This window comes from Pseudomonas sp. Pseusp97 (genome assembly GCF_047304025.1).
Taxonomy (GTDB): domain Bacteria; phylum Pseudomonadota; class Gammaproteobacteria; order Pseudomonadales; family Pseudomonadaceae; genus Pseudomonas.
Map to the genome: position 1 here is coordinate 1 of NZ_JBGLYK010000047.1, position 23,951 is coordinate 23,951.

19 protein-coding genes are annotated in these 23,951 nt (G+C 66.7%); 8 read left to right on the forward strand and 11 right to left on the reverse strand.

Going from position 1 to position 23,951, the window contains the following annotated elements; genetic code table 11:
• A partial coding sequence (locus tag ACCC94_RS11060) for an ethanolamine ammonia-lyase subunit EutB (RefSeq protein ID WP_413349516.1) occupies positions 1-1,162 on the reverse strand: 1,162 nt, incomplete at its 3' end.
• An 11-nt stretch (positions 1,163-1,173) separates the two neighbouring features.
• Positions 1,174-2,538, reverse strand: coding sequence for an ethanolamine permease (eat, locus tag ACCC94_RS11065; protein ID WP_413349518.1), 1,365 nt, complete (start codon positions 2,536-2,538; stop codon positions 1,174-1,176).
• A gap of 363 nt (positions 2,539-2,901) precedes the next feature.
• Here eat and ACCC94_RS11070 point away from each other — a divergent pair, with 363 nt between their 5' ends.
• Positions 2,902-3,954, forward strand: coding sequence for an AraC family transcriptional regulator (locus ACCC94_RS11070; protein ID WP_413349519.1), 1,053 nt, complete (start codon positions 2,902-2,904; stop codon positions 3,952-3,954).
• 672 nt (positions 3,955-4,626) lie between these two features.
• Here ACCC94_RS11070 and ACCC94_RS11075 read toward each other — a convergent pair.
• Entirely contained in the window at positions 4,627-6,147 is a 1,521-nt protein-coding gene (locus ACCC94_RS11075; protein WP_413349520.1) for an aldehyde dehydrogenase family protein, read from the reverse strand.
• Positions 6,148-6,487: 340 nt separating this feature from the next.
• Here ACCC94_RS11075 and ACCC94_RS11080 point away from each other — a divergent pair, with 340 nt between their 5' ends.
• The 4 genes from ACCC94_RS11080 (at position 6,488) to ACCC94_RS11095 (ending at position 11,162) form a co-directional block, all read left to right on the forward strand.
• Positions 6,488-8,404, forward strand: coding sequence for a sigma-54-dependent Fis family transcriptional regulator (locus ACCC94_RS11080; protein ID WP_413349521.1), 1,917 nt, complete (start codon positions 6,488-6,490; stop codon positions 8,402-8,404).
• Positions 8,405-8,900: 496 nt separating this feature from the next.
• Entirely contained in the window at positions 8,901-10,253 is a 1,353-nt protein-coding gene (gene mpl / locus ACCC94_RS11085; protein ID WP_413349522.1) for a UDP-N-acetylmuramate:L-alanyl-gamma-D-glutamyl-meso-diaminopimelate ligase, read from the forward strand.
• A gap of 2 nt (positions 10,254-10,255) precedes the next feature.
• The gene (gene ubiX, locus ACCC94_RS11090; protein ID WP_081517259.1) at positions 10,256-10,885 is read left to right on the forward strand and encodes a flavin prenyltransferase UbiX; all 630 of its coding nucleotides are present in this window, start codon (positions 10,256-10,258) and stop codon (positions 10,883-10,885) included.
• Positions 10,875-11,162, forward strand: coding sequence for a YceK/YidQ family lipoprotein (locus ACCC94_RS11095; RefSeq protein WP_024764688.1), 288 nt, complete (start codon positions 10,875-10,877; stop codon positions 11,160-11,162). Before ubiX ends, ACCC94_RS11095 begins: the two co-directional genes overlap by 11 nt.
• Positions 11,163-11,478: 316 nt before the next feature.
• Here ACCC94_RS11095 and ACCC94_RS11100 read toward each other — a convergent pair whose 3' ends face one another.
• The 3 genes from ACCC94_RS11100 to ACCC94_RS11110 form a co-directional block, all read right to left on the reverse strand.
• Positions 11,479-12,120, reverse strand: coding sequence for an oxidoreductase (locus tag ACCC94_RS11100; protein WP_413349523.1), 642 nt, complete (start codon positions 12,118-12,120; stop codon positions 11,479-11,481).
• A 30-nt stretch (positions 12,121-12,150) separates the two neighbouring features.
• On the reverse strand, positions 12,151-13,881 hold the full coding sequence (locus ACCC94_RS11105; protein ID WP_413349524.1) for a C13 family peptidase: 1,731 nt from the start codon (positions 13,879-13,881) through the stop codon (positions 12,151-12,153).
• A gap of 93 nt (positions 13,882-13,974) precedes the next feature.
• Positions 13,975-14,430: a MaoC family dehydratase gene (locus ACCC94_RS11110; protein WP_045217066.1), complete on the reverse strand. Its 456-nt coding sequence runs from the start codon at positions 14,428-14,430 to the stop codon at positions 13,975-13,977.
• Between the two features lie 179 nt (positions 14,431-14,609).
• On the opposite strand from ACCC94_RS11110, the gene ACCC94_RS11115 reads away from it, so the two are divergent.
• From ACCC94_RS11115 to ACCC94_RS11125, 3 genes are read left to right on the forward strand one after another with little or no spacing between them, the layout of a single operon-like run.
• Complete coding sequence (locus ACCC94_RS11115) at positions 14,610-14,972, forward strand: CidA/LrgA family protein (protein ID WP_413349525.1); 363 nt, start codon at positions 14,610-14,612, stop codon at positions 14,970-14,972.
• On the forward strand, positions 14,972-15,685 hold the full coding sequence (locus ACCC94_RS11120; protein ID WP_413349526.1) for an LrgB family protein: 714 nt from the start codon (positions 14,972-14,974) through the stop codon (positions 15,683-15,685). The genes ACCC94_RS11115 and ACCC94_RS11120 overlap by 1 nt, the downstream gene beginning before the upstream one ends.
• Positions 15,686-15,703: 18 nt before the next feature.
• The gene (locus ACCC94_RS11125) at positions 15,704-16,294 is read left to right on the forward strand and encodes an LON peptidase substrate-binding domain-containing protein (RefSeq protein WP_413349527.1); all 591 of its coding nucleotides are present in this window, start codon (positions 15,704-15,706) and stop codon (positions 16,292-16,294) included.
• Positions 16,295-16,810: 516 nt separating this feature from the next.
• On the opposite strand, the gene prpF is transcribed toward ACCC94_RS11125, so the two are convergent.
• From prpF to ACCC94_RS11150, 5 genes are all read right to left on the reverse strand, one after another.
• Positions 16,811-17,998 carry a 2-methylaconitate cis-trans isomerase PrpF gene (prpF, locus tag ACCC94_RS11130; RefSeq protein ID WP_413349528.1) on the reverse strand — a complete coding sequence of 396 codons (1,188 nt, stop codon included), beginning with the start codon at positions 17,996-17,998 and terminating at the stop codon, positions 16,811-16,813.
• A gap of 192 nt (positions 17,999-18,190) precedes the next feature.
• A complete protein-coding gene (gene acnD, locus ACCC94_RS11135) occupies positions 18,191-20,800 on the reverse strand; it encodes a Fe/S-dependent 2-methylisocitrate dehydratase AcnD (protein WP_413349529.1) in 2,610 nt (869 codons plus the stop codon).
• Positions 20,800-21,960 (reverse strand): 2-methylcitrate synthase, encoded by a 1,161-nt coding sequence (gene prpC / locus ACCC94_RS11140; RefSeq protein WP_413349530.1) that lies wholly within the window; start codon positions 21,958-21,960, stop codon positions 20,800-20,802. Before prpC ends, acnD begins: the two co-directional genes overlap by 1 nt.
• Before the next feature lie 203 nt (positions 21,961-22,163).
• On the reverse strand, positions 22,164-23,051 hold the full coding sequence (gene prpB, locus ACCC94_RS11145; protein WP_413349531.1) for a methylisocitrate lyase: 888 nt from the start codon (positions 23,049-23,051) through the stop codon (positions 22,164-22,166).
• Positions 23,048-23,770, reverse strand: coding sequence for a GntR family transcriptional regulator (locus ACCC94_RS11150; RefSeq protein WP_413349532.1), 723 nt, complete (start codon positions 23,768-23,770; stop codon positions 23,048-23,050). The genes prpB and ACCC94_RS11150 overlap by 4 nt, the downstream gene beginning before the upstream one ends.
• Positions 23,771-23,951 lie beyond the last annotated feature (181 nt).

Consider the following 23,951-nt stretch of genomic DNA (forward strand, 5'->3'; position numbering starts at 1 on the left):
CCACGCCCAGCAGGGTCAGGAGCATGTCCATGTCGTCCTGGTCGGCCTCGGCGTGGTTGGTGTAGCAGATGTCGCAGCCCATGGGCACGCCCAGCAGCTTGGCGCAGAAGTGGTCTTCCAGCCCCGCGCGGATGATCTGCTTGCCGTTGTACAGGTACTCCGGGCCGATGAAACCGACCACGGTGTTCACCAGGAACGGCTTGAAGTGCCGCGCCACCGCGTAGGCGCGGGTCTCGCAGGTCTGCTGGTCGACGCCGTGGTGGGCGTTGGCCGACAGCGCGCTGCCCTGGCCGGTCTCGAAGTACATGAGGTTGTCACCCAGGGTGCCGCGCTTCTGCGACAGCCCCGCCTCGTAGCCTTCCTGGAGGATCGACAGGCTCACGCCGAAGCTGGCGTTGGCCGCTTCGGTGCCGGCGATGGACTGGAACACCAGGTCCAGCGGCGCGCCGCGGTTGATCGCCTCGATGGAGCTGGTGACGTGGGTCAGCACGCAGGACTGGGTGGGAATCTCGTAGCGCTGGATGATCGCGTCGAGCATCTCCAGCAGGGTGCAGATCGATTGCAGGCTGTCGGTGGCCGGGTTGATGCCGAGCATGGCATCGCCATTGCCGTAGAGCAGGCCGTCGAGCACGCTGGCGGCGATGCCGGCCGGGTCGTCCGTGGGGTGGTTGGGTTGCAGCCGGGTGGACATGCGTCCGCGCAGCCCCATGGTGTTGCGGAAGCGGGTGACCACGCGGATTTTCTGCGCGATCAGCACCAGGTCCTGCACGCGCATGATCTTCGACACCGCCGCCGCCATTTCCGGCGTCAGCCCTGGCGCCAGGGCGCGCAGGCTGGTTTCTTCGGCCGCATCGCCGAGCAGCCAGTCGCGCAGGCCGCCCACCGTGAGATGGCTGACCGGCGCGAAGGCCTGGCGGTCGTGGCTGTCGATGATCAGCCGGGTGACTTCGTCGCTCTCGTAGGGGATCAGCGCCTCGTCGAGGAAGTGCTTGAGCGGAATGTCGGCCAGCGCCATCTGCGCGGCGACGCGCTCGGCGTCGCTTTGCGCGGCGACTCCGGCGAGGCGGTCGCCGGAGCGCGCCGGGCTGGCTTTCGCCATCACCTCGCGCAGGCTGTCGAAGCGCCAGGTCTGGCCACCGACGCTGTGGGCGAATCCGGACATGACGCTTCTCCTCAACCCTGGCTGGCGAACGATGCGTCGGTGCCGCGATTGAGGCTGATGACGATGCTGCAGCAGGAGCAGCCGCCGATCATCAGCACCAGGAACACCGAGGCGATGACGCTATTGAACCATAGCATCGCGGCCAGGCAGACCAGCGCCAGGACCAGGGCGATGGCCGGGACGACCGGGTAGCCCGGCGCGCGGAAGCTGCGCTCCAGGTCCGGCTCGCTGCGGCGCAGCTTGAACAGGCTGAACATGCTCATGATGTACATGACGATGGCGCCGAACACGCTCATGGTGATCATCGCCGCGGTCAGGGTCATGCCCTGCAGGCTGATCAGGCCGTCGCTGAAGATCGCCGCGATGCCTACCGCGCCGCCGGCGAGGATGGCACGGTGCGGGGTCTGGAAGCGCGAGAGTTTCGCCAGGCTGCGCGGCAGGAAGCCGGCGCGGGCCAGGGCGAAGAACTGCCGCGAGTAGCCCAGGATGATGCCGTGGAAGCTCGCCACCAGGCCGAACAGGCCGATCCACACCAGCATGTGCATCCAGGTGGAGTTGTTGCCGACCACGGCTTTCATCGCCTGCGGCAGCGGGTCGTTGATGTTCGACAGGGCGCGCCAGTCGCCTACGCCGCCAGCGAAGATCATCACGCCGATGGCCAGGGTCACCAGGGTCAGGATGCCGGCGATATAGGCGCGCGGGATGGTTCGTTTCGGGTCCTTGGCTTCCTCGGCGGCCATGGCTGCGCCCTCGATGGCGAGGAAGAACCAGATGGCGAACGGGATGGCGGCGAAGATGCCGGCCATCGCCGTGGAGCCGAACACGTCCGAGCCCGCCCAGCCGTTGAGCACGAAGTTGCTGAAGCTGAAGCCCGGCGCGACCACGCCCATGAACACCAGCAGCTCGGCCACCGCCAGCACGGTCACCACCAGTTCGAAGGTGGCGGCGATGCTCACGCCGAGGATGTTCAGAGTCATGAAGATCACGTAGGCGCCGGTGGCCGCCCATCGCGGGTCGAGACCGGGGAACTGCACGTTGAGGTAGGCGCCGATGGCCATGGCGATGGCCGGCGGGGCGAAGACGAACTCGATCAGGGTGGCGATGCCGGCGATCATCCCGCCGGTCTTGCCGAAGGCCCGCAGGCTGTAGGCGAAGGGCCCGCCGGCGTGGGGAATGGCGGTGGTCAGCTCGGTGTAGCTGAAGATGAAGCAGGTGTACATCACCGCGACGATCAGCGTGGTGACGAGGAAGCCCAGGGTGCCGGCGGCGGCCCAGCCGTAGCTCCAGCCGAAGTACTCGCCGGAGATCACCAGGCCCACGGCGAGCCCCCAGAGGTGCAGGGTGCCAAGCGTCGGTTTGAGTTGTGATGCGCTCATTGTTGTTATTCCTCTCTCCGCAAGGGTTAGGCCGCAGCGGGGGCGGGCCGCAGGGGCATGGACGGATACCTGAGCTTCGATGGTAGTGGCGCGATGCCCGCTGAGACTTGACCGCTGGAACCGGCTTTCGCCGCCCAGGGTCAACTGGCTGTTACCCATCGCCTCACCCTGTGCGCGGTGTTCGCTTCTGGTGCCTGAAATCGCCTGTCTGCCCTCTGCTGTGGCAGCTGCAGGCCAGGTGGGACGCCGGGTTCGCGGTTGTGGGTAACGGATGGGTGAGGCACGGGATTTGCTTTGTTTATTCGTTCCCTGTTCCCGCGTGCGACGTGCCCTGGGCACTTCATAACAAGATCGGTAACCGACATGAGCCAGCCTCTGTTTTCCCCGTCCGGCCTGAGCCTGCCCCTGGCCAGCAATATCGGCGTGCTGTCCGCCGCCGCCAGCGGCCTGGGTCGCTTCATCGGCGACCAGGGCGGCGACATCGACCGCGTCTTCGGCCGCGCCGGTATCGACCCGGAGCGCCTGCTGCATCCCACCCTGAGCCTGGCGCTGACCAACTATTGCCAGGTGCTGGAAGAAGCCGCGCGGCAGTCGGGCTGCGACAACTTCGGGTTGCGCTATGGCGAGCAGTTCCGCCCCCGCGAACTGGGCCTGCTGGGCTACGTCGGGCTGTGCTCGGAGACGCTGGAGGATGCGCTGAAGAATTTCGCCGCCGCCTTCCCCTATCACCAGCACGACACCCTGATCCGCCTGGTGGATTGCGGCGAGTGCTACCGCTTCGACTACCAGGTGCGCCACGGCGCGATCCTCGACCGCCGCCAGGATGCCGAGCTGACCTTAGGCATGGCGCTGAACCTGATGCGCCACGTCCTCGGCCCCGAATGGGCGCCGCGTGCGGTGAGCTTCGAGCACGCGCGGCCCGAGGGCTGGCAGGAGCATGGCCGGGTATTCGATGCGCCGGTGCTGTTCCAGCGCGGCTGCAATTCGATGCTGATTCCCAAGCGCGACCTCTACGGCCGGCAGATGCCCGAGCGCGACGCCAACCTGCTGTTCCTGGTGCAGGACGTGATCCGCCGCCTGGGCGAGCAGGGCGGTGCGCCGAATCTGGTGGAGGACGCCGGCACGCAGATTCGCCTGGCCCTGAGCGAGGGCGAGCCGTCGCTGGAGGTCATCGCCGAGCAGCTGGAGCTGACGACCGCCGGCCTGCAACGGCGCCTTCGCGAGGCCGGGCTGAGTTTCAGCCAACTGGTGGAAAACACCCGCCGCGAGCTGGCGCTGCATTACCTGCGCCAGCCGCAACGGCCGATCTCCGAGCTGGCGCCGCTGCTCGGTTACTCCGAGACCAGCGCCTTCTCCCGCGCCTTCCGCCGCTGGTTCGGCGTGAGCCCCCGGCAGTGGCGCAGCGACGCGCACTGACCAGCCTTTTGTAGGAGCGAGCTTGCTCGCGAATGGATCTCCCGGCGGCATCGAGGCTGGGCGGGTTCGCGAGCAAGCTCGCTCCTACAGGCTGCGCTGCGTGCTTGAACCCTGCGTAGGAGCGGACTCCGTCCGCGATTGCCTCGCGGCGGATAACGCTGGCGCGTTATGCGCCCTACGATCTGGCCGGCTTTTCGTAGGAGCTAGCTTGCTCGCGAATGGATCTCCCGGCGGCATCGACGCTGGGCGGGTTCGCGAGCAAGCTCGCTCCCACAGGCTTCGCTGCGTGCTTGACCCCGCGTAGGAGCGGACTCCGTCCGCGATTGCCTCGCGGCGGATAACGCTGGCGCGTTATGCGCCCTACGATCTGACCGGCCTCTTGTAGGAGCGAGCTTGCTCGCGAACGGATTTTCCGGCGGCATCGAGGCTGGGCGGGTTCGCGAGCAAGCTCGCTCCTACGGGCTGCGCTGCGTGCTTGAGCCCCGCGTAGGAGCGGACTCCGTCCGCGATAGGTGCGCGGTGCGCAGGATGCCATCGCGGACGGAGTCCGCTCCTACGAAAAGCATCCTGCCGATATCTTTTCTCCGGGCATAAAAAAGCGCGGCCCGCAGGCCGCGCAAAGATCGATTGGAGAGAATGCCCGGCTCGCGCCGGGCGGTGGTCAGGAGGAACTCAGAAGAAGCCCAGCGGGTTGATGTCGTAGCTCACCAGCAGGTTCTTGGTCTGCTGGTAGTGGTCGAGCATCATCTTGTGGGTCTCGCGGCCCACGCCGGATTTCTTGTAGCCACCGAAGGCGGCGTGCGCCGGGTACAGGTGGTAGCAGTTGGTCCACACGCGGCCGGCCTTGATGCCCCGGCCCATGCGATACGCGCGGTTGATGTCGCGGGTCCAGACGCCAGCGCCCAGGCCGTACTCGGTGTCGTTGGCGATCGCCAGCGCCTCGGCCTCGTCCTTGAAGGTGGTGACGCCCACCACCGGGCCGAAGATTTCCTCCTGGAACACACGCATCCGGTTGTTGCCCTTGAGCAGGGTCGGCTGGATGTAATAGCCCGTGGAGAGGTTGCCATCGAGTTTCTCGACCGAACCGCCGGCCAGGATCTGCGCGCCTTCCTGCTGGGCGATGTCGAGGTAGGAGAGGATCTTCTCGTACTGCTGCTGGGAGGCCTGGGCGCCGACCATGGTGTCGGTGTCCAGCGGGTCGCCGCGCTTGATCGCCTTCACCTTCTTCAACACCACGTCCATGAACTGCGGGTAGATGGACTCCTGCACCAGCGCGCGGGACGGGCAGGTGCACACCTCGCCCTGGTTGAAGAAGGCCAGTACCAGGCCCTCGGCGGCCTTCTCGATGAAGGTTTCCTCGGCCTGCATGATGTCTTCGAAGTAGATGTTCGGGCTCTTGCCGCCCAGCTCCACGGTCGACGGAATGATGTTCTCGGCGGCGCATTTGAGGATGTGCGAGCCCACCGGGGTCGAGCCGGTGAAGGCGATCTTGGCGATGCGCTTGCTGGTGGCCAGCGCCTCGCCGGCCTCCTTGCCGAAGCCCTGGACGACGTTGAGCACGCCCTTGGGCAGCAGGTCGCCGATCAGCTCCATCAGCACGCTGATGCCCAGCGGGGTCTGCTCGGCCGGCTTGAGCACGATGCAGTTGCCGGCGGCCAGGGCCGGGGCGAGTTTCCACGCGGCCATCAGCAGCGGGAAGTTCCACGGGATGATCTGTCCGACCACGCCCAGCGGCTCGTGGATGTGGTACGCCACGGTGCTGTCGTTGATCTCGGCGGCGCTGCCTTCCTGCGCGCGGATGCAGCCGGCGAAGTAGCGGAAGTGGTCTGCGGCCAGCGGGATGTCGGCGTTGAGGGTCTCGCGGACCGGCTTGCCGTTGTCCCAGGTCTCGGTGACGGCCAGCAGCTCCAGGTTCTGTTCGATGCGGTCGGCAATCTTCAGCAGCACCAGCGAGCGGTCCTGCACCGAGGTGCGGCCCCAGGCATCGGCGGCGGCATGGGCGGCGTCCAGCGCCTTGTCGATGTCCTCGGCGGTGGAGCGGGGGAATTCGGCGATGGGCTGGCCATTCACCGGCGAGGTGTTGGTGAAGTACTGACCCTTCACCGGCGGGACGAACTCGCCGCCGATGTAGTTGCCGTAGCGCGCCTTGAACGAAACGATGGCGCCTTCGCTACCGGGATGGGCATAACGCATGGTCGGATCTCCTGGGTCTTGTGCTTGTTGGGGAGGACGATGATCAAGCGTAGAGCAAGGGCCGGGCCATGCCAGTGAAAGGCGCGCCGCGCCTGGCCTGCGCAGGCTCATGGCGATACACCGCAAAGCGCGCTGTGGCGGCCTCGGCACAGTGCCCCGTGACACTTTGTCCCGTATTCGTGACAGTCGTGACCTGACGGTCGGCCAGGCGTTGCATTGGTTCAGCGCGTGGGGGATGCTGTCCTGCGTTCCCACGCTTTCTGTAGGAAGAGAAAGGTCCTACAGGACTTTCGTGGGAGTTCGGGGCTGCCTCCCCGTCCCCCAGCGGAGAACAACAAGAATGCGCGCCAACGATTTGAGCCGCCACGCCCGCCAGGTCATGACCGTGGCCGAGGGCAAGGCCCCCGCCGGAGCCCCCGGTGCGGACCCGTCCATCGCCCGCTCCTGGATGCGCTGCCTGGAGCAGTACCACCTCGACCCTGCGCAGCCCATGGCGCCGGCCGTGCTGGAACATGCGCGCATGCTGGAAGTCCGCGAGCGCCACCGCCAGGTGCTGGAGATCGCCAGCGGCGAGATGAACAGCCTGCACCAGCAGCTGTCCGGTGCCGGTCACGCGGTGCTGCTCACCGATTCGCGCGGGGTGATCCTCAACTGCGTCAGCGAAGCCGCCGAGCGACGCACCTTCGAGCAGGCCGGGTTGTGGCTCGGCGCCGACTGGAGCGAGGCCCGCGAAGGCACCAACGGCATCGGCACGTGCCTGGTCGAACGCCAGGCGCTGACCATTCACCAGGACGAACATTTCCGCAGCCGCCACACTGGCCTGACCTGCTCGGCCAGCCCGGTGTTCGACCCGCAGGGCGAACTGCTGGCGGTGCTCGATGTGTCCTCCGCGCGCCGCGACGTATCGCGGCAGAGCCAGTTCCACACCATGGCGCTGGTCAACCTCTCGGCCAAGGCCATCGAGAGCTGCTACTTCCTGCGCCATTTCGAGGACCAGTGGCTGCTGCGCTTCCACCTGCAGCCGGACGGCCTCGGGCTGTTCAGCGAAGGCATGCTGGCCTTCGGCGCCGACGGGCGCATCCGTGCGGCGAACCAGAGCGCCATCAATCTGCTCGGCAGCCGCCGGGAAAGCCTGATCGGCCGCTCGCTGGAGCAGTTCTTTGAGTGCCGGCTGGACGACCTGTTCAGCCGCGCCGACCCGCAACCCAACGCCAGCTGGCCGCTGCGCACCCACGCCGGGCGCACCCTTTACGCGCTGCTGCGCGGCAAGCGGCCCATCGCCGCCGCGCCGGTGCTGCCGCGTGCGCCGTTGGCGAAGGGGCTGTGCATCGACGATGCGCAACTGGCCCATGATTTCCGCCGTGCGCTGAAGGTCTATGCCCACGACGTGCCGCTGCTGCTGCAAGGCGAGACCGGCACCGGCAAGGAGGCTTTCGCCCGCGCCGTGCACCTGGGCGGCGAGCGCGCCGGCAAGAGCTTCGTCGCGCTGAACTGCGCGGCAATTCCGGAGACGCTGATCGAGAGCGAGCTGTTCGGCTACCGCGGCGGCAGCTTCACCGGCGCGCGCAAGGAAGGCATGCGCGGCAAGCTGCAGCAGGCCGATGGCGGCACGCTGTTCCTCGACGAGATCGGCGACATGCCGCTGGCCTTGCAGACCCGCCTGCTGCGCGTGCTGGAAGAGCGCCAGGTGGTGCCCATCGGCGGTGAGCCGCAGGATGTGGATATCCGCCTGATCAGCGCCAGCCACCGTGACCTGGAAGCGCTGGTGGCCGCTGGACAGTTCCGCGAAGACCTCTACTACCGCCTCAATGGCCTGGTCGTGGCGCTGCCGCCGCTGCGCGAGCGCGAAGACCGCGGCGCGCTGCTCGACCATCTGCTGGCCGAGGAGAGCAAGGGCCGCAGCGTGCGCCTGGACGACGACGTGCGCCGGCACCTGCTCGACTACCCCTGGCCGGGCAACGTGCGCCAGTTGCGCAACGTGCTGCGCACTCTGTGCGCATTGTGCGAGGGCGGGCGCATCCAGATGGCCGACCTGCCGCCGGACCTGCGCCGCGCGCCGGCTCCTGCTGCGACTCCCGTCGTCATGGCCGAGGAGGTCGGTGACACCCTCGGCGCTGCCGAACGCAACGCACTGCTGGAGGTGCTCGAAGCGCATCGCTGGCATGTCAGCCGGGTCGCGCAGCAGCTGGGCATCAGCCGCAACACGCTATACCGCAAGCTCAATCGCCATGGCTTGAGCCGGAAGCAGCTTTCGTAGGAGCGGACTCCGTCCGCGATGGGCCGGCGCCGTGCGGTTCGCGAGCAAGCTCGCTCCTACAGGCCAGGCACGTGCGCTCTTCGTAGGATCGATGGGGCGCCTGGCCTTTGCTCGCGAAAGGTGCTCAGGTCTTGAACAGGCGCTCCGGTTGAATCCGTTCCCTCTCCCTGACCCTCTCCCTGAAGGGAGAGGGGACTGTCCTCCGCCCTGGGGAGTCGAAAGTTCCCGACTGACACTGTGGCTTTTGTCAGCGCCGATCTGCTCCCTCTCCCTTCAGGGAGAGGGCGGGGGAGAGGGATCAGCTCTTGCTCCGCGGCCTTTTTCCGAGGGCTTGTGATGGCCCGCTCATTCAAGATTGCCTGGACAGGCTGCTGCAAACGGGAACCGCCTCCCCACCTCGTCGTCTGATGCCCCGGCGGCGGGCCGCCCGAGGGCGCGCTGTGCTACTCTGCCGCCCATTCGAAGTGCCTTCAAAGGCTTGATTGCAGGAGTCTGCATGCATATCCACATCCTCGGCATCTGCGGCACCTTCATGGGGTCGCTGGCCGTCCTGGCCAAGGAACTGGGCCACCGCGTGACCGGCTCCGACGCCAACGTCTACCCGCCCATGAGCACCCAGCTGCAAGCCCAGGGCATCGAGCTGATGCAGGGCTACGATCCCGCGCACCTGGAGCCGGCTCCGGACCTGGTAGTGGTCGGCAACGCCCTGTCGCGCGGCAACCCGGCAGTGGAATACGTGCTGAACAAGGGCCTGCCCTATGTCTCCGGCCCGCAGTGGCTGGCCGACCACGTGCTGCAGGGCCGCTGGGTCCTGGCGGCCGCCGGCACCCATGGCAAGACCACCACCAGCAGCATGCTGGCCTGGGTGCTGGAGCACGCCGGCATGAGCCCGGGCTTCCTGATCGGCGGCGTACCGCAGAACTTCGGCGTCTCCGCGCGCCTGGGCGGTACGCCGTTCTTCGTGGTCGAGGCCGACGAGTACGACAGCGCCTTCTTCGACAAGCGCTCCAAGTTCGTCCACTACCACCCGCGCACGGCGATCCTCAACAACCTGGAATTCGACCACGCGGACATCTTCCCCGACCTCGCCGCCATCGAGCGGCAGTTCCACCACCTGGTGCGGACTATCCCCGGTGAAGGCCTGGTCATTCACCCCACTTCCGAAACCGCGCTCAAGCGCGTGATCGACATGGGCTGCTGGACGCCGGTGCAGACCACCGGCGAAGGCGGCCAGTGGCAGGCGCGTCTGCTCAGCGAGGACGGCTCGCACTTCGAGGTGCTGTTCGATGGCAAGCCGCAAGGCACCGTGGACTGGGAGCTGACCGGCCAGCACAACGTCGCCAACGCCCTGGCCTGCCTCGCGGCGGCCCGCCATGTCGGTGTGGTGCCGGAGCTGGGCTGTGCCGCGCTGTCGGCCTTCAAGAGCGTCAAGCGGCGCATGGAGAAGGTCGCCGAGGTCAACGGCGTGACCCTCTACGACGACTTCGCCCACCACCCGACCGCCATCGCCACCACTCTCGACGGCCTGCGCAAGCGTGTCGGCGACGCCAAGGTGATCGCCGTGGTAGAGCCGCGCTCCAACTCCATGAAGCTCGGTGCCCACCGCGACGGCCTGCCGGAGTCCGTGGTGCAGGCCGACCACGTTTTCTGGTACGCACCGCCGAACCTCGGCTGGGACCTGGCCGCCACCGTGGCCAGCTCCACCGTGCCCACGCAGGTGTGCGATTCGCTGGAAGCCATCATCGAAGGCGTGAAGGCCATCGCCACTCCGGGCACCCAGGTGGTGATCATGAGCAACGGCGGATTCGGCGGCCTGCACGGCAAGCTGGCACAGGCGCTGGAGGGCTGAACATGGCCGGAGCCGAACGCGTCACCCTCGCCATGACCGGCGCCTCCGGCGCCCAGTACGGCCTGCGCCTGCTCGACTGCCTGGTGCAGGAAGACCGCGAGGTGCACTTCCTGATCTCCAAGGCCGCGCAGCTGGTGGTCGCCACCGAGACCGACGTGACCCTGCCGAGCAAGCCGCAGGCGATGCAGGCCTTCCTCAGCGAATACACCGGCGCCGCGCCGGGGCAGATTCGCGTCTACGGCAAGGAAGACTGGATGGCGCCGGTGGCCTCCGGTTCCGGCGCGCCGAGTGCGATGGTGGTGGTGCCCTGCTCGACGGGTACGCTCTCGGCCATCGCCACCGGCGCCTGCAACAACCTGATCGAACGCGCCGCCGACGTGGCGCTGAAGGAGCGCCGCCAACTGATCCTGGTGCCGCGCGAGGCGCCGTTCTCCAGCATCCACCTGGAGAATATGCTCAAGCTGTCCAATCTGGGCGCGGTGATCCTGCCGGCCGCTCCGGGCTTCTATCACCAGCCGCAGACGGTCGACGACCTGATCGACTTCGTCGTCGCGCGCATCCTCAATCAACTGGGCATCCCCCAGGACATGCTGCCGCGCTGGGGCGAACACCATCTTGTCAGTGACGAATAAGCTCCTCGCCGCCCTGTTGCTGTTGCAACTGGGCGGTTGCGCCACCGTGAAGACCCTCAACGACAGCCGCCCCGGCGATCCGCTGATCTATGCCGGGACCCGGCTGGACTGGTACTCGCTCAACGGCGGCTGCTGTCCGAAGGATCACTTCGGCACCGACGCGCCAGCCTACCCCGGCCTCGACCTGCCCGGCAGCGCGCTGTTGGATACCTTGCTGCTGCCACTGTCGATTGCAGCGGAGCTGGGTGTCGGCCTGCAGGTGTGGGGCGGCAACTGACCTGCTTCTGCTGATCACCCTGAAGAACGATCAGGGAGATCCTGCGTAGGATGGGCCGAGCGCAGCGATTCCCATGCGCTCATTGTCGCGATTGATGGGTATCGCTCCACACCATCCTACGAAAAGCACGCGCTCGTTCGAGTCGTGTGCAGGATGCTGGGCTTGCCTGTAGGAGCGAGCGTGCTCGCGAATCAGCGCAACGTTGAATGCCGATGTCGCCGGGAGTCTGGGAGGATCGCGAGCAAGCTCGCTCCCACGAAAAAAGCAGGATCGGCGTACAGCCGCGAACGGTTGTACGCCCTACGTCGCGGGAAGGTTATTTACCCAGCTTGCGCAGTTCGTCCGATTCGACGATGCGCGTGCCTTTGCCGGTTTCAAGCGCCAGGCGCCAGAGTGCGCGGGCCAGGGCGATGGCTTCGATGCCGTGCAGCTTGCCGGGCAGGATGCGCGCGAAGGGCGCGGCGAGCAGTTCGGCGAGGCGGATTTCCTCACGCTGGCCCAGCAGCAGCGACGGCCGGGCGATGGTCAGTTGCTGCCAGCCTTGCTGGCGCAGGGCATCCTCCAGTTCGCCCTTGGTCCGGCTGTAGAAGATCGACGACTTGCTGTCCGCACCCAGCGCGCTGACCACGATGTAGTGCCGTGCGCCCAGGGCCAGGCCGCGCTCGCCCAGGGCCAGCGGCAGATCGAAATCGACGCTGCGGAAAGCCTCTTCGGAACCGGCTTCCTTGAGCGTGGTGCCCAGGCAGCAGAACACCGTGTCCACCGGTTCCACCAGATGCGGGATGAGTTCGGCCAGCGGGCCGACCGGATTGTCCAGGCGTGGGTGCTCCGCCAGCTTCCTTCGGGCCGGGGCTATGACGCGCTTGACCGTCGGCTCGTTGAGCATGCGGTCGAGCAGATGCTCACCGGTCAGGCCGGTGGCGCCAGCTAGCAGGATATTCGTCGGTTTCGAGTACATCTGTGTTTCCCCTCTGACACACTTTCCAGCTTAGTTGTCGCCCTGTCGTTTTGCCTGCGCGTCGCCATTGCCGAGCGCCAGCGTGCCCTGAGACTGCTGTGCGCGCAGGGCCTGCCAGCGTTTAATGACCGCAGGCGGCGCCCAGAGTTGCGGCTCCGATGGCTCGAACTTGTCCTCCTTCTCGCGTTTGGCCACGGTGTCGCTGGCCAGCTGGAACGCCTGCCCGAGGTCGTCGGTCTGCTGGAAGGCCTTGGCGAACAGTGCATCGCCGAAGTAGGTGAAATCGGCTTCCTCGGAGCAGCCGAAGGATACCCGGTCGCTGCGTGCGGCGGTCATGATCAGGGTCTTGTCGTCCTTGAGCGCGGGGATGAAGCCGCCGCTGTAGCAGGCGGAAATCACCAGCACCTTGGTGCGCTCCTTGAGCGGGGCGAGCAGGGTGGCCAGCTCGCTGGCCGGCAGGTCGTCGAGCTTGAGGCCCGGCATGTCCAGCACCAGTTGGTGATCGTGGGAGCCGTGGCTGGTCAGGTAGATGAACACCAGGTCTTCCGGGCCGCTGCGCTCGGCGATGGTGCGCAGGGTGCGGGCGAGCGTTTCGCGGGTGGCCATGGGGCGGTCGGCGAGGTGATCGCGATGATTGACCAGGCGCACCACGCCGCGCGCGCCGAAGCGCTCGCCGAGCAGGTTGGCGACGTAGTCGGCCTCGCGCAGGAACACGCTCTGCTTGCCGTCGCCGCCCAGGCTGACGCCGTAGAGCTCGATGGCCGGGGTGGACTGGGGAACGGCGGCCAGGGCTTTCTCCAGCAGGGCACCCTGTTCCAGCAAGCCGACCTCCAGCGGATTGGGCAGCAGCTTGCCGGTGGCGTCCTGGCGCAACTGGCCGGCGGTCCAGGTGCCTTTCTGCACGCTGCCGTCGCGGCGGGTGAGGGTACCGGCGCCGGAGTACTCGCCGCGGGCGAAGCCGCCGCTGTAGCTCTGGCCGTCGGGTTTGCTCAGGGTGCCCTGGCCGTCGAAGCGCCAGAAGCGGAATTCGCCCTTGTAGCGGCTGCCATCGGCGCCGATGAATTCGCCTGGCCCGCTCAGCGCGCCAGCCTTGAAGCGGCCGAACCAGACATCGCCGTCGGCGTTCTGGAAGCGCCCGGTGCCGTCGAACTGGTCATTGCGGAATTCGCCGCTGTACTGGTCGCCCGCGTCGTCGCGGAAGATGCCCTTGCCTTCGAGCACGCCGTTCTTGAACGGGCCGCTGTACTGGTTGCCCAGGCTGTCTCGGCGGGCGCCTTCGCCGTTGGCCTCGCCCCTGGCGAAAACGCCCTGGTGGCGAGTGCCGTCGGCCAGCTCGAGGCTGCCCAGGCCTTCATAGCGCCCCTTGCGGAAGCCGCCGCTGTAGGTGGTGCCGCCCTGGGAGAGACGGCCTTCGCCATCGAACTCGCCGCGCTTGAACTGGCCCTCGTAGAAGCTGCCGTCGGCGTATTGCAGGCGGCCGCGTCCTTCGAACAGGCCGTCACGGAACTCACCTTCGTAGCTCGTGCCGTTGCCGTCGTTCCATTTGCCGTGGCCGTTCTGCAGGCCCTTGTCGAAGCCGCCCTCGTACCAGGCGCCGTTGCTATAGTCCAGGCGGCCCGGGCCCTGCAGCTGGCCGTTGAGCAGCTCGCCGCGGTAGCGCGCGCCGTCCGGCAGGCGGGCGTCCGGGGGCGTCAGCGGTTCGCCCTCGCCGCAGGCGGTCAGCAGCAGGGCAAGGCTCAAGGGCAGGAGTTGGCGTGGCATCGGGACTCTCGAATCGACGGTGGGGCGCAGAGTCAGTGTGACGTAAAAAAGCCCGCGGACGCGGGCTTTTTTCTCAGCGCTGGGCGCAAGCCGTCAGACGAAGCACAGGCTCAGGGATTCGGCGATGTAGGCCGGCTTGGGCAGGCCTTCGATCTCCAGGGTGCAACGGGCCTTGATCAGCCACTGGCCGGGATTCTTCTCGGTGATGTCGGTGATGGTCACCTGCAGGCGCACGCGCGAATCCACCGGTACCGGCTGGATGAAGCGCACGCTGTCCAGGCCGTAGTTGACCACCATCTTGGGGTTTTCCGGCAGAACCAGCAGGCCCTCGCAGAGCTTGGGGATCAGCGACAGCGACAGGAAGCCGTGGGCGATGGTGCCGCCGAAGGGCGTCTTCTTCGCCTTTTCCGGGTCGACGTGGATGAACTGGTGGTCCTCGGTGCACTCGGCGAACTGGTTGATGCGCTGTTGATCGACGGTGATCCACTGCGAATGACCCAGGTCCTTGCCGATGTAGTCCTTCAGTGCGCTTACGGGTACGAATGCCATGTTTCCTCCGGGGATATCGTTGTTCTTCTAGTGCGGCCTGCGTAAGGGTCCGACAACAGATCAGCATGGGGCCCGCGGCCGGTCAAGCCGCAGCGGCATTCATGCTTTGGGCGAATGCCGAGCCATAGCGGGCGCCGGGCGGGCATAATGGCGGCTCCTTGCGCTGGAGATGTTCCCTGATGTTGCTACGCGGACTGACCTGGCTGGTGCTGTTCCAACTGCTCGGCACGGGCCTGAATGCTCTCATCCTGCACATGATTCCCGGCCCCATCATTGGGCTGGTGCTGCTGTTCGCCTTCCTGGTGTGGAACGGCGAGGTGAGCAAGCCGGTGAACGAGGCCGCCTCCTCGCTGCTGCGCTACCTGCCGTTGCTGCTGGTGCCGGCGGCGGTGGGCGTGATGGCCTACGCGAAGCAGATCGCCGTGGACTTCTGGGCCATCGCCGGTGCCCTGGCGCTGTCACTGCTGGTGTCCTTCGTGTTCGCCGGCTGGCTGATGCAGAAGCTCATCGACCGCCAGCGCAAGCAGAAGGAGGGCGCGTGATGTTCGACTGGCAAGGCGCGCTGGACTCCGTCATCCACCATCCGCTGTTCTGCGTCGGCGTGACCCTGGGCGCCTACCAGCTGGCGCTGGCCGCCTACGAGCGCACGCGCTGGGTGTTCCTGCAACCGGTGCTGGTGTCGATGCTGATCGTCATCGCGGTGCTGCTGGCCTGTGGCATCGACTACGCCGAATACAGCACCAGCGCCAAGGTGCTGACCATCCTCCTCGGCCCCGCCACCGTGGCCTTGGCGGTGCCCTTGTTTCTCAACCTGAAGCGCATCCGCCAGCTGTTCTGGCCGACCCTGATCACCCTGCTGGTCGGCGGCCTGTTCGCCACCGCGCTGGGTATCGGCCTGGGCTGTCTGTTCGGTGTCGACCACGAGCTGCTGATGAGCCTGGCGCCCAAGTCGGTGACCTCGCCGATCGCCATGCTGGTGGCCAGCCAGATCGGCGGCGTGGCGGCGCTGGCGGCGGTGTTCGTACTGATCACCGGCGTGCTGGGCGCCATCCTCGGCCCGGAACTGCTGCGCCGCTTCGGCGTGCATCACCCGGCCGCGCAGGGCATGGCGCTGGGCATGACCGCCCACGCCGTGGGTACCTCCCGTGCCCTGCAGGAGGGCGAGGAGTGCGGTGCATTCGCCGCCCTGGCCATGAGCCTGATGGGCGTGGCCACCGCTGTGCTGCTACCGTTGGCGGTAGCGCTGATCGCCTGAAGAACCGACGGAGTGTCCATGAGTTTGCCGCTGTTTCCCCTCAACACCGTGCTGTTTCCCGGCTGCCGCCTCGACCTGCAGATCTTCGAGGCGCGCTACCTGGACATGATCGGCCGCTGCATGAAGCAGAACGGCGGATTCGGCGTGGTGGCCATCGTCGAGGGCGAGGAAGTCGGCGAGGCGCCGGAGCGCTACAGCCTGGTCGGCTGCGAAGCGCATATCCGCGACTGGCAGCAGCAGTCCAATGGTTTGCTGGGTATCCGTGTCGAAGGTGGCCGGCGCTTCCGCGTGCTTTCCGCCAACGTGCAGACGGACCAGCTGACCGTGGCCGAGGTGGAGTGGCTGGACGAGCAGCCCGACCAGCCGCTGACCAAGGAGCACGACGACCTCGCGGCGCTGCTGGAGGCGCTGTCCATGCACCCGATGGTCTCCGCGCTGGAGATGGGCGGGGAGGTCAACGGCCAGCAGGCACTGGCCTGCCAGCTCGCCTACCTGCTGCCCTTCGAGCGCGAGCAGAAGCAGGTGCTGCTGGAGATGGACGATCCCACCGTGCGCCTGGCGCGCATCCAGGTGCTGCTGGAGCAGTTGCAGGGCGACTTCGTCGCCTGACGCCTTCTGTAGGAGCGAGCTTGCTCGCGAACCCGCCCAGCTCCGTCACCGCCGGTTCACTCTGTTCGCGAGCAAGCTCGCTCCTACAGGTGGATGCCGGGTGTGGATGTGCGTAGGAGCGGACCTTGTCCGCGAGACGTTCAGTGCGCGCGGGTGTTCGCGGAGAAGCTCCGCTCCTACGGGAGCAAAAGCGGTTCGCGAGCGAGCTCGCTCCTACAGGGGAATGCCGTGTGTGGATGTGCGTAGGAGCGGACCTTGTCCGCGAAACGTTCAGTGCGCGCGGGTGTTCGCGGAGAAGCTCCGCTCCTACGGGAGCAAAAGCGGTTCGCGAGCAAGCTGGCTCCTACAGGGAAATGCCGTGCGTGGATGTGCGTAGGAGCGGACTCCGTCCGCGATTGGCCTCGGCACCGCGCAAGCGCATCGCGGACAAAGTCCGCTCCTACGGGTGTTTCCCTGATCCTGATGTAACAAGGCCCGCTGATGCGGGCCTTGTGCTTTTGCGGGCAGGGCGGACGCTTAGAACGAATCGCCCGGCACCCGCACCCAGCCTTCCATGAGGATGCGCGAGCTGCGGCTCATGATGGCCTTGGTCACGGTCCATTCGCCGTTCACCTGTCTGGCCTCGGCGCCTACGCGAAGGGTGCCGGAGGGGTGGCCGAAGCGTACGGCGCTACGCTCGCCACCACCGGCGGCGAGGTTCACCAGGGTGCCGGGGATGGCGGCGGCCGTGCCGATGGCCACCGCGGCGGTGCCCATCATGGCGTGGTGCAGCTTGCCCATGGACAACGCGCGCACCAGCAGGTCGACGTCGCCGGCCTGCACCTGCTTGCCGCTGGAAGTGACGTAGTCCTTGGCCGGTGCGACGAAGGCGATCTTCGGCGTGTGCTGGCGGGTCGCGGCTTCTTCCGGAGTCTTGATCAGGCCCATGCGCAGGGCGCCGGCGATGCGGAATTTCTCGAAGCGTGCCAGTTGCTCGGGGTCGCCATTGATCGCTTCGCGCAGCTCGGCGCCGGTGTAGCCGATGTCCTGGGCATTGACGAAGATGGTCGGGATGCCGGCGGTGATCATGGTCGCCTTGAAGGTGCCGATGCCGGGGACCTCCAGGTCGTCCACCAGGTTGCCGGTGGGGAACATGGCGCCACCGTCTTCACCGTCGTCGGACGGGTCGAGGAATTCCAGCACGATCTCGGCGGCGGGGAAGGTCACGCCGTCCAGTTCGAAGTCACCGGTTTCCTGCACCTGTCCATTGGTGATGGGCACGTGGGCGATGATGGTCTTGCCGATGTTGGCCTGCCAGATGCGTACCACGCAGGTGCCGTTGTCCGGGATGCGGGACGGGTCGACGAGACCTGCGTGGATGGCGAAGGAACCGGCGGCGGTGGAGAGGTTGCCGCAGTTGCCGCTCCAGTCGACGAAGGCCTTGTCGATGGAAATCTGCCCGTAGAGGTAGTCGACGTCGTGGTCCGGCTGGGTGCTCTTCGACAGGATCACGCACTTGCTGGTGCTGGAGGTCGCGCCGCCCATGCCGTCGATGTGCGCACTGTAAGGATCGGGGCTGCCGATCACGCGCATGAACAGCTTGTCGCGGGCCTCGCCCGGCACCTGGCAGCGCTCGGGCAGGTCCTGCAGGCGGAAGAACACGCCCTTGCTGGTGCCGCCGCGGATGTAGGTGGCGGGGATCTTCACTTGGGGTACGTGGGGCATGGATCGGGTCCCTGGGAATTCGGTGGTGGGCTGCCCTCTCCCCCGCCCTCTCCCTGAAGGGAGAGGGAGCTGACCGTGCCGGCTGACGCAGTGGTGTCATCCTGCACCGAACGGTCCCCTCTCCCTTCAGGGAGAGGGTTAGGGAGAGGGGCTTTCAACCCGGCCCGCACTGGGCAGGCCGGAGCCGTTACATCACGCCACGGACGACTCGAGGAAGTCCTTGGCGAAGCGCTGCAGCACGCCGCCGGCGTTGTACACCTTCACTTCGGCGGCGGTGTCCAGGCGGCAGGTGACCGGGACTTCGACCACTTCTCCGTTGCGGCGGTTGACCACCAGGGTCAGGTCGCAGCGCGGCGAGACGTCGCCCTTGATGTCGTAGGTCTCGGTGCCGTCCAGGCCCAGGGTCAGGCGAGTGGTGCCCGGCTTGAACTCCACCGGCAGCACGCCCATGCCCACCAGGTTGGTGCGGTGGATGCGTTCGAAGCCTTCGGCCACGATCACTTCCACGCCCGCCAGGCGAACGCCCTTGGCCGCCCAGTCGCGGGACGAGCCCTGGCCGTAGTCGGCACCGGCCACGATGATCAGGTTCTGCTTGCGGTTCATGTAGGTTTCGATGGCTTCCCACATGCGCATCACCTTGCCTTCCGGCTCGACGCGGGCCAGCGAACCCTTCTTCACTTCCCCGTTGACCACGGCCATTTCGTTGACCAGCTGCGGGTTGGCGAAGGTGGCGCGCTGGGCGGTCAGGTGATCGCCGCGGTGGGTGGCGTAGGAGTTGAAGTCCTCCTCCGGCAGGCCCATTTTCGCCAGGTATTCGCCGGCCGCGCTGTCCAGCAGGATGGCGTTGGACGGCGACAGGTGATCGGTGGTGATGTTGTCCGGCAGGATCGCCAGCGGCAGCATGCCCTTGAGCGTGCGCTCGCCGGCCAGCGCGCCTTCCCAGTAGGGTGGGCGGCGGATGTAGGTGGACATCGGGCGCCAGTCGTACAGCGGGCTTTCCGCTTCCTGCACGCTGCCCAGGTCGAACATCGGGATGTAGACCTGCTTGAACTGCTCGGGCTTCACGCTCGCCGCGACGATGGCGTCGATCTCTTCGTCGGAGGGCCAGAGGTCCTTCAGGGTGACGGGGTTGCCGTCCTTGTCGGTGCCCAGTGGGTCCTGCTCGATGTCGAAGCGTACGGTGCCGGCGATGGCGTAGGCGACCACCAGCGGCGGCGAGGCGAGGAAAGCCTGCTTGGCGTAGGGGTGGATACGGCCGTCGAAGTTGCGGTTGCCCGAAAGCACGGCGGTGGCGTACAGGTCGCGGTCGATGATCTCTTTCTGGATCGCCGGGTCCAGCGCGCCGGACATGCCGTTACAGGTGGTGCAGGCATAGGCGACGATACCGAAGCCGAGCTTCTCCAGCTCCGGCAGCAGGCCGGCTTCTTCCAGGTACAGCTTGGCGACTTTCGAACCCGGGGCGAAAGAGGTCTTCACCCACGGCTTGCGGACCATGCCCAGCGCGTTGGCCTTCTTCGCCACCAGGCCGGCGGCGATGACGTTGCGCGGGTTGGAGGTGTTGGTGCAGCTGGTGATGGCGGCGATGATCACCGCGCCGTCGGGCATCAGGCCCTGGGCTTCTTCACTCTTGCCTTCCTGCAGCTTGGCTTCGTCGGCGATGCCGCGCTCGGCCAGTGCCGAGGTCGGCAGGCGGCGGTGCGGGTTGGACGGGCCGGCCATGTTGCGCACGACGCCGCCCAGGTCGAACTCCAGCACGCGCTCGTACTCGGCGGTCTCCAGGGCGCTGCTCCACAGGCCCAGGGTCTTCGCGTAGTTCTCCACCAGCGCCACCTGCTCGGGCTCGCGGCCGGTGAGCTTGAGGTAGTCGATGGTCTGGCCGTCGATGTAGAACATCGAGGCGGTGGCGCCGTACTCCGGGCACATGTTGGAGATGGTCGCGCGGTCGCCGATGGACAGGCTGTCCGCACCCTCGCCGAAGAACTCGACGTAGGCGCCGACCACGCGTTCCTTGCGCAGGAACTCGGTGATCGCCAGGACGATGTCGGTGGCGGTGATGCCCGGCTTGCGCTGGCCGGTGAGCTTGACGCCGACGATGTCGGGCAGGCGCATCATCGACGGGTGGCCGAGCATCACGGTCTCGGCTTCGAGGCCGCCGACGCCGATGGCGATCACGCCCAGGGCGTCCACGTGCGGGGTGTGCGAGTCGGTGCCGACGCAGGTGTCGGGGAACGCGATGCCGCCGCGCGCCTGGATCACCGGGCTCATTTTCTCCAGGTTGATCTGGTGCATGATGCCGTTGCCGGCCGGGATCACGTCGACGTTCTTGAACGCGGTTTTCGTCCAGTCGATGAAGTGGAAGCGATCCTCGTTGCGGCGGTCTTCGATGGCGCGGTTCTTCTCGAACGCATCCGGGTCGAAGCCGGCGGCTTCCACGGCCAGCGAGTGGTCGACGATCAGCTGGGTCGGCACCACCGGGTTGACCTTGGACGGGTCGCCGCCCTTCTCGGCGATGGCGTCACGCAGGCCGGCGAGGTCGACCAGCGCGGTCTGGCCGAGGATGTCGTGGCAGACCACGCGCGCCGGGTACCAGGGGAAGTCGAGGTCGCGCTTGCGGTAGACCAGTTGCTCCAGGGAGGCGGTCAGGTCTTCCGGCTCGCAGCGGCGCACCAGCTGTTCGGCCAGCACGCGGGAGGTGTAGGGCAGTTTGTCCCAGGCGCCGGCCTGGATCGCATCGACCGCCTCGCGGGCGTCGAAGTAATCCAGCGCGGTGCCGGGCAGGCGTTTGCGGAATTGAGTGTTCATCATTTGCGATCCTTGAGCGGCACGAACTTCAGGTCCTCGGGACCGGTGTAGTTGGCGCTCGGGCGGATGATCTTGCCGTCGATGCGTTGCTCGATGACGTGGGCGGACCAGCCAGCGGTGCGGGCGATGACGAACAGCGGGGTGAACATCGCGGTGGGCACGCCCATCATGTGGTAGCTGACGGCGCTGAACCAGTCGAGGTTGGGGAACATCTTCTTGATTTCCCACATCACACTTTCCAGGCGCTCGGCGATGTCATACATCTTGGTGTTGGACTGCTCGTTCGACAGCTGCTGGGCAACTTCCTTGATCACCTTGTTGCGCGGGTCGGACACGGTGTAGACCGGGTGGCCGAAGCCGATCACGACTTCCTTCTTCTCGACGCGGGCACGGATGTCGGCCTCGGCTTCGTCCGGGTTGTCGTAGCGCTTCTGGATCTCGAAGGCCACTTCGTTGGCGCCGCCGTGTTTCGGCCCGCGCAGCGCGCCGATGGCGCCGGCGATGCAGGAGTACATGTCCGAGCCGGTGCCGGCGATCACGCGGGAGGTGAAGGTGGAGGCGTTGAACTCGTGCTCGGCGTACAGGTTGAGCGAGGTGTGCATGGCGCGCACCCAGGACTCGCGGGGCTTCTCGCCGTGCAGCAGGTGCAGGAAGTGGCCGCCGATGGAGTCGTCGTCGGTCTCGACGTCGATGCGCTTGCCGTTGTGGCTGAAGTGGTACCAGTAGAGCAGCGCCGAACCCAGCGAAGCCATCAGCTTGTCGGCGATGTCGCGGGCGCCAGGATGGTTGTGGTCGTCCTTCTCCGGCGACAGGCAGCCGAGCACGGACACGGCGGTGCGCATCACGTCCATCGGGTGGGCCGAGGGCGGCAAGGTTTCCAGGGCGGCTTTCACACCGGCCGGCAGGCCACGCAGGGCCTTGAGCTTGGCCTTGTATCCGGCCAGTTCGGCGGCGTTGGGCAGCTTGCCGTGGACCAGCAGGTGGGCGATTTCCTCGAACTCGCAGCGGTTGGCGAAATCCAGGACATCATAGCCACGGTAGTGCAGGTCGTTGCCGGTGCGGCCAACGGTACACAGGGCGGTATTGCCAGCGGCGGTGCCACTCAGGGCCACGGACTTCTTGGGTTTGAAGGCGGTGGTGGTTTCTGCGGTAGCGCTCATCGCGTGTCTCCTCATCAAATCCGGTTGCTTGTTCTTGTCCCCGGCGCGGCCGGGATATCGGTTCGAATCTGGTTGGCCGCCGTCCGCGCGGGAGGTCGGCCCTGGCGTAGGGCGAATAACGCGAAGCGTTATCCGCCGTCACAGCCAATGGTGGATAACGCCTGGGGCGTTATGCACCCTACTTATCGTTCAGTCTCGCGCGCTCACTTCTTGCCGGCGGCGAACAGCGCGTCGAGCTTCTGCTCGAAGGCGTGGTAGCCGATGCGGTCGTACAGCTCGGCACGGGTCTGCATCAGGTCGATCACGTTCTGCTGGTGGCCTTCCTGGCGGATCGCGGTGTACACGGCTTCGGCGGCCTTGTTGGCGGCGCGGAAGGCCGACAGCGGATACAGCTGGATGGCCACGCCGACCGAGGCCAGCTCGTCGCGGGTGAACAGCGGGGTGGCCCCGAACTCGGTGATGTTGGCCAGGATCGGCACGTTCAGCGCGTCGACGAAGCGCTTGTAGGTCGGCAGGTCGTAGGCGGCTTCGGCGAAGATCGCATCGGCGCCGGCCTCGACGTAGCGCAGGCAGCGCTCGATGGCGGCGTCCACGCCTTCGGCCTGGATGGCGTCGGTGCGGGCGATGAGGAAGAAGTTCGGGTCGGTCTTGGCGTCGGCGGCGGCTTTCACGCGGTCAGCCATTTCCTCGACGGAGACGATTTCCTTGCCCGGACGGTGACCGCAGCGCTTGGCGCCGACCTGGTCTTCGATGTGCGCGGCAGCAGCGCCGGCCTTGATCAGGTTCTTGACGGTGCGCTCGATGTTGAAGGCGCTGGGGCCGAAGCCGGTGTCGATGTCCACCAGCAGCGGCAGGTCGCAGACGTCGGTGATGCGGCGCACGTCGGTGAGCACGTCATCCAGGGTATTTATCCCTAAGTCCGGCAGGCCGAGGGAACCCGCCGCCACGCCGCCACCGGAGAGGTAGATGGCCTTGAAGCCGGCGCGCTTGGCCAGCAGGGCGTGGTTGGCGTTGATCGCGCCGATCACCTGCAGCGGCTTTTCTTCGGCAAGGGCTTCGCGGAAATGTTGGCCGGCGGTCTTGTTGCTCATTGTTCACCTCGTTCGTTGGCTGTCTTGGCTTGGGCGTCCAAGTAGTGACGCTCCATATTGCGTTTCGAGGCGCCGATGTGGCGGCGCATCAGCAACTCGGCCAGTTCGCCGTCACGATCGGCGATGGCATCGAGAATCCGGTGGTGCTCGGAGAAGGCCTGGCGCGGACGGTTGGGCGTCGCCGAGAACTGCAGGCGGTACATGCGCACGAGCTGGTACAGCTCGCCGCAGAGCATGCGGGTGAGGGTGCGGTTGCCGCTGCCCTGGATGATCCGGTAGTGGAAGTCGTAGTCGCCTTCCTGCTGGTAGTAGCCACGGCCGGCCTGGAATGCCTCGTCGCGCTCGTGGGTGTCGAGCACCCGGCGCAGCTCGTCGATCTCGGCCTGGCTCATGCGCTCGGCGGCCAGGCGGCAGGCCATGCCTTCGAGGGATTCGCGGATCTCGTAGAGCTCCAGCAGCTCCTCGTGGCTGAGCGACACCACCCGGGCGCCGACGTGCGGGACGCGCACCAGCAGCTTCTGGCCTTCCAGGCGGTGGATCGCTTCGCGCAGCGGGCCACGGCTGATGCCGTAGGTGCGCGCCAGTTCCGGCTCGGAAATCTTGCTGCCGGGGGCGATCTCGCCCTTGACGATGGCCGACTGGATCTTGCGGAACACGTGTTCCGACAGGGTCTCGCTGTCGTCGCTGGCGGGGGTGGGCAGAATCAGGCTATCGCTCATGGTGTCGACAATCTTCTTGATGTGCGGCGAAAGCTACCCCCGGAAAAGCCTTTGGTCAATCAAGATCTGATGAATTGTCGACAATCGTCTAAGGCGCCGTTTTTCTTATACCGGCCGCCGCCTGCAACGACGAGCGCCGCTGCGGACGTGCGAAGATGCCCGCCGGAACTCTCAGGGAGTG

Excerpts from the sequence above, each read along its gene's own strand:
- ACCC94_RS11100 (WP_413349523.1), bottom strand. The coding sequence starts at position 12,120 with ATGTACTCGAAACCGACGAATATCCTGCTAGCTGGCGCCACCGGCCTG.
- ACCC94_RS11110 (WP_045217066.1), bottom strand. The coding sequence starts at position 14,430 with ATGGCATTCGTACCCGTAAGCGCACTGAAGGACTACATCGGCAAGGAC.
- eat (WP_413349518.1), bottom strand. The coding sequence starts at position 2,538 with ATGAGCGCATCACAACTCAAACCGACGCTTGGCACCCTGCACCTCTGG.
- prpF (WP_413349528.1), bottom strand. The coding sequence starts at position 17,998 with ATGCCCCACGTACCCCAAGTGAAGATCCCCGCCACCTACATCCGCGGC.
- ACCC94_RS11115 (WP_413349525.1), top strand. The coding sequence starts at position 14,610 with ATGTTGCTACGCGGACTGACCTGGCTGGTGCTGTTCCAACTGCTCGGC.
- ACCC94_RS11080 (WP_413349521.1), top strand. The coding sequence starts at position 6,488 with ATGCGCGCCAACGATTTGAGCCGCCACGCCCGCCAGGTCATGACCGTG.
- prpC (WP_413349530.1), bottom strand. The coding sequence starts at position 21,960 with ATGAGCGCTACCGCAGAAACCACCACCGCCTTCAAACCCAAGAAGTCC.
- ubiX (WP_081517259.1), top strand. The coding sequence starts at position 10,256 with ATGGCCGGAGCCGAACGCGTCACCCTCGCCATGACCGGCGCCTCCGGC.
- ACCC94_RS11070 (WP_413349519.1), top strand. The coding sequence starts at position 2,902 with ATGAGCCAGCCTCTGTTTTCCCCGTCCGGCCTGAGCCTGCCCCTGGCC.
- mpl (WP_413349522.1), top strand. The coding sequence starts at position 8,901 with ATGCATATCCACATCCTCGGCATCTGCGGCACCTTCATGGGGTCGCTG.
- ACCC94_RS11125 (WP_413349527.1), top strand. The coding sequence starts at position 15,704 with ATGAGTTTGCCGCTGTTTCCCCTCAACACCGTGCTGTTTCCCGGCTGC.
- ACCC94_RS11150 (WP_413349532.1), bottom strand. The coding sequence starts at position 23,770 with ATGAGCGATAGCCTGATTCTGCCCACCCCCGCCAGCGACGACAGCGAG.
- prpB (WP_413349531.1), bottom strand. The coding sequence starts at position 23,051 with ATGAGCAACAAGACCGCCGGCCAACATTTCCGCGAAGCCCTTGCCGAA.
- ACCC94_RS11075 (WP_413349520.1), bottom strand. The coding sequence starts at position 6,147 with ATGCGTTATGCCCATCCCGGTAGCGAAGGCGCCATCGTTTCGTTCAAG.
- ACCC94_RS11120 (WP_413349526.1), top strand. The coding sequence starts at position 14,972 with ATGTTCGACTGGCAAGGCGCGCTGGACTCCGTCATCCACCATCCGCTG.
- acnD (WP_413349529.1), bottom strand. The coding sequence starts at position 20,800 with ATGAACACTCAATTCCGCAAACGCCTGCCCGGCACCGCGCTGGATTAC.
- ACCC94_RS11105 (WP_413349524.1), bottom strand. The coding sequence starts at position 13,881 with ATGCCACGCCAACTCCTGCCCTTGAGCCTTGCCCTGCTGCTGACCGCC.